The 4,905-nt window shown below is 70.2% G+C and carries 3 protein-coding genes; all 3 read left to right on the top strand.

Annotated features, from left to right (window positions below; genetic code table 11):
- The first annotated feature begins 176 nt into the window (after positions 1-176).
- The gene (locus FJ251_13470; protein ID MBM4118716.1) at positions 177-947 is read left to right on the top strand and encodes a DtxR family transcriptional regulator; all 771 of its coding nucleotides are present in this window, start codon (positions 177-179) and stop codon (positions 945-947) included.
- On the top strand, positions 948-3,089 hold the full coding sequence (gene feoB / locus FJ251_13465) for a ferrous iron transport protein B (GenBank protein MBM4118715.1): 2,142 nt from the start codon (positions 948-950) through the stop codon (positions 3,087-3,089).
- A gap of 143 nt (positions 3,090-3,232) precedes the next feature.
- Positions 3,233-4,905 (top strand): hypothetical protein (locus FJ251_13460; protein MBM4118714.1); only part of this gene is annotated, 1,673 nt, incomplete at its 3' end.

The following is a 4,905-nucleotide window of genomic DNA, read 5'->3' as shown; positions in this document are numbered from 1 at the left end:
ACTAGGAGGAGGGCGCGGCAGCGATTGGGCATGCGCGCAGGGTAAGGGCTGGCCGCGCGGGCCGCAAGCACCGGGCAGGCGCCGCGACAGATTCCGGGCGGCCCTTGCGTGATTGGGACTTGCCCGGCTTGTTAGCCTGAGCTAAGTTGGGGGTCCCCAGCCCGGAGGGTGGCGGCATGCACATCGGCGATCTGGGCGAGAGCCTGGAGGACTACCTCGAGATCATCCTCCAGCTCGTCCAGGAGAAGGGCGAGGCGCGGGCCAAGGAGATCGCCCAGCGCAAGGACGTGCGCATGGCCTCCGTGACCGGCGCGCTGAAGCGCCTCGCCGCCGAGGGCCTCATCGATTACCGCGCCCGCGAGACGGCCGTGCTCACGCCGGCCGGCCGGGAGCTGGCCAACCGCGTGCTCCAGCGCCACGAGTTCATCACGCGCTTCCTGAACGAGATCCTCGGCGTGCCCCTCGAAACGGCCGGCAGGGATGCCTGCTCAATCGAGCACGTGATCAGCATCGAGACGCTGGATCGCCTGGCGGGCTTCGTCGAGTTCCTGCGCGGCTGCCCGCGGGCCGGCGACGATCTCGTCGAGCGCTTCCACGAGTGCTACGAGGCGGGCCGGCGCTCGCAGGGCGGCCAGGGCGAGACCCTGAGCTGCCGCACGCAGGCCTGCGCCGAGGCCTTCGGGCCCGAGGTCGTGGGTCTGTTCAGCCGCGGCCGCGAGCTGGTCACGCTCGATCGGCTCGCGCCCGGCCAGCGAGGCCGCGTGGTCAGCGTGCGCGCGGCCACGGAGATCCGCCAGCGCCTGCTCGATCTCGGCCTCCTGCCCGGGGTCGAGGTGGCGCTGCAGGGCCTGGCGCCGCTGGGCGACCCCATCGACATCAAGGTGAAGGGCTGCCACCTCTCGCTGCGCAAGGCCGAGGCGGCGACGATCGGCGTGGAGCGGCTCTAGATGCGGCGAACGGCGAGCACGGCGGACATCCCGAGCGAGCTGCTGCGCAGCCGCGAGATCACCGTGGCCCTGGCCGGCAACCCGAACTCGGGCAAGACCAGCCTCTTCAACCGCCTCACCGGCGGCCATCAGCACGTCGGCAACTACCCCGGTGTGACGGTCGAGAAGAAGTGGGGGCGCCTGCGCGGCGTGGGCGGGCCGATGCAGGTCGTCGACCTGCCCGGCACCTACAGCCTCACCGCGCACAGCGACGAGGAGCGCGTTGCCCGCCGCTTCCTGCTCGAGGAGCGGCCGGATGTGGTGGTCGACGTGCTCGACAGCTCCAACCTCGAGCGCAATCTGCACCTCGCCGTGCAGCTCATGGAGCTGGAGCTGAATCTCGTCCTCGTCCTCAACATGGCCGACGTGGCGCGCGGGCAAGGCCAGCTCCTGGATGCGCAGCGCCTGGGCGAGCTGACCGGCGCCGAGGTGGCCGAGACCGTCGGCCACAAGGGCGCGGGCATCGACGAGCTGAAGCAGCGCCTGCGCCTGGCGGCCGGTCGCGAGCCGCGCCTGCCGCGCGTGGACTACGGCGAGGATCTCGAACCCGAGATCGCCGCGCTCGAGCAGCGGCTGGCGGGCCTGGCCGAGCTGCGCTACCCGGGGCGCTACGCTGCGCTGAAGCTGCTCGAGGGCGACCTGGAAGTGACGGCCGCCGTCGAGGCCCAGCTCGCCGACGCCAGCGCCCTGCGCCTGCACCTGGCCGAGCTCAACGAGCGCCTCGAGCGGCGCACGGGCGATCCCGTGGCCGTGCTCGTCGCCGATCGCCGCTACGGCTTCGCGGCCGGCCTCGCGCGCGAGGTCACGCGCCGGCCCGCGCGCGTGGACCGCGTCACCGAGAGCGAGCGCATCGACGCCGTGCTCACGCACCGCGTGCTCGGCCTGCCGCTCTTCCTGCTCTTCATGTACGGGCTCTTCTGGCTCACCTTCAGCCTCGGCGCGCCGCTGATGAACGGCATCGACGCCGGCTTCGGCTGGCTGGCCGAGCGCCTCGGCCAGCTCTGGCCGGCGGGGCGGCAGTCCTGGCTCGAGAGCCTCCTCATCGACGGCGTGATCGGCGGCGTCGGCGGCGTGATCGTCTTCCTGCCCAACATCGTGCTGCTCTTCCTCGGCATCAGCCTGCTCGAGGACACGGGCTACATGGCGCGGGCGGCCTTCATCATGGACCGCGTGATGCACCGCTTCGGCCTGCACGGCAAGAGCTTCATCCCCATGCTGATCGGCTTCGGCTGCACGATCCCGGCGATCATGGCCACGCGCACGCTGCCCAGCCGCCGCGACCGCCTGGTGACGATGCTGATCCTGCCCTTCATCTCGTGCGGCGCGCGCCTGCCGATCTACCTGCTCCTGATCCCGGCCTTCTTCCCGCCGGCCTGGCACACGCCGGTGCTCTTCGGGCTCTACCTGCTGGGGATCGGGCTGGGCCTGATCGTCGCGCGGCTCCTCAGCCGCAGCGTGCTGGCCGGCCTGGCGACGCCCTTCGTCATGGAGCTGCCGCCCTACCGGCGGCCGACCGGGCGCAGCATCGCCATCCACGTCTGGCAGCGGGCGGCGATGTACCTGCACAAGGCGGGCACGCTGATCCTCGGCATCTCGGTGCTGCTCTGGGTGCTGATGAGCTTCCCCCAGCCGGCCAGCTACCGAGCCGACGCGCTGCTCGGGCCGGGCGCCGATCCCGCCGCGCTTTCCGCAGCGCGGGCGGCCGAGGCGCTGGAGTACTCGCTGGCCGGGCGCATCGGCCAGGCGCTGCAGCCGGCGATGGCGCCGCTGGGCTTCGACTGGCGCATCAACACGGCCTTCCTCGGCGCCTTCGCCGCGAAGGAGGTCTTCGTCGCGCAGCTCGGGATCATCTTCGCGATGGGCGACCCCGAGCAGAACGCCAGCGGCTTGCGCGCGGCGCTGGCCGGCCACTACAGCCCGCTGCAGGGGCTCTCGATCCTGGTCTTCGCGCTGCTCGCGACGCCCTGCATGGCCACCTTCGCCATCACCCGGCGGGAGTCCGGGCGCTGGAGCCTGGCCGTCGCCCAGTGGCTGGGCTTCACCGGCCTGGCCTACCTGTTGTCATTGCTCATCTTTCAGGTTGGGAGCCGGCTCTTCGGCTGAGCCGGTCGGCGGGGGAGTGTCTCAGAAAAGTCACGCAAGCCACGGATTCCCACGGCAGTAGCGACGATTTCTCTCTGCCAGGCCAGAATCTGCTATAATTGCCCACCTAACCGGAACTTGCGGACCGCCGCAGGAGGCAGAGCATGCGCACAGGCATCGCCCTTCGCGCCATGACCATCGCCTTGCTGCTGGGCCTGGGGCTCGCCCCGGCCATCGCGCACGAGGCCTTCACTCCCAACCCCGATCCCGCCGCCGGCCCGCCCTACCAGACCGATCGCAACGACATCCTGAACCAAGGCTTCGAGGGGAGCTGGCCGCCGGCCGGCTGGGCGGTGATTCATCTCGGCAACGCCACGACCTGGGAGCGCAACTCCAGTTACAAGCGCAGTGGCAGTTACTCGGCGCGCGTGCACTACGGGGCCCAGGGCACGCAGCAGGACGAGTACCTCGTCACGCCTGCTCTCGACTTCTCTGCCCTGCAGTCGGCCTACCTCGAGTTCTACGAGCATCAGGCCTACTGGCCCGGCTACGGCGAGCACCACTACATCGCCGTCAGCACGACAAGTCAGACGGATCCCGGGGCTTTCACGACGATCGTCGACTGGACACCGGCCAATCACGACATCGCCGGCTTCGCGGGCGATCCGGTCACCGTCGCCCTGAGCGCCTATGCCGGCGAGCCCGTGGTCTATGTCGCTTTCCGGTACTACGGCACCTATGCCGATGACTGGTACATCGACGACATCCGCATCTACGAGCCCTTCGCCCATGACCTGGCCGTGCTGACCGTGGCGCCCGACGGCCTGCAGTTCGCGGCCGGCGGCGCGATCACGCCCTCGGTGCAGGTCGAGAACATCGGCAGCTCGGCCGAGGATTTCGATCTTCAGGTGACGATCGAGGAGTCGGGCGGCGCGGTCTACAGCGAGACGCAGTCCGTTCACCTCGAGCCGGCCGGGCTCGCCACGGTCGACTTCCCGAGCTTCCTTGCCAGCGGCGGCAACTACTACCACCTCCGCGCCGAGGCGCTGCTGCCGACTGACGAGTCGCCGGGAAACAATACGCGGGAGGCGAGCTGCGACAGCTACACGCAGACCCATGTGCCGCTCGGCTGGCTCCACACCAATTCCGGCTGCAGCTACTGCGCGACGCCCGAGTTTGCCTTCGACGGCTGGCTGCCGGGCCAGGGCAGCAGCGTTGCGCTCATCCGCTGCCACACCTGGTGGCCCAATCCGGCGGACATCATGTACGTGCAGAACGCGACCCAGAACCGAGCGCTGATCCTGGGCTACGGCGCCGACTACACGCCGCACTTCTGGATCGACGGCGTCGTCGACCAGGGGGCCACGGGGGCCAGCTACCTGACCGCCTTTGCGGCGCGCAAGAACGTGCTCAGCCCGGGAGAGATCGACCTGCACTGGCGGGCCGCTGATTCGACGCTGGTCGTCAGCCTCGATCTCGTCGAGCCGCTCGACCCGGCCGGCGACTACCGGCTGCAGGTGGCGATCACGCAGGACAGCATCGTCTCCGCCGGCGGGAACGGCCACAACCTGCACAGCCAGGCCCTGCGCCGCGTCTTCCCCTACGACCTGAGCGGCATCCCGGTCGACCCGGCGCCCGGCGTGCAGACCTTCACCCAGCACATCTCGCCCGAGAGCTTCTGGGTGGGCTCGCGTCTGAACGCCACGGTCTTCCTGCAGGAGCAGACGAGCCGCCGCATTTGGCAGGCGCGCACCGCGCGCCTCAATGCACTCAAGGGCCTGCTCAGCCTCGACCCCGCCGACTGCGAGATGAACGTCGGCGAGGTCTGCTCGCTGCG

The organism is bacterium, assembly GCA_016873475.1.
Taxonomy (GTDB): Bacteria; Krumholzibacteriota; Krumholzibacteriia; order JACNKJ01; family JACNKJ01; genus VGXI01.
This window is presented reverse-complemented; position numbering and strand designations above follow the sequence as displayed.

Excerpts from the sequence above, each read along its gene's own strand:
- feoB (MBM4118715.1), top strand. The coding sequence starts at position 948 with ATGCGGCGAACGGCGAGCACGGCGGACATCCCGAGCGAGCTGCTGCGC.
- FJ251_13470 (MBM4118716.1), top strand. The coding sequence starts at position 177 with ATGCACATCGGCGATCTGGGCGAGAGCCTGGAGGACTACCTCGAGATC.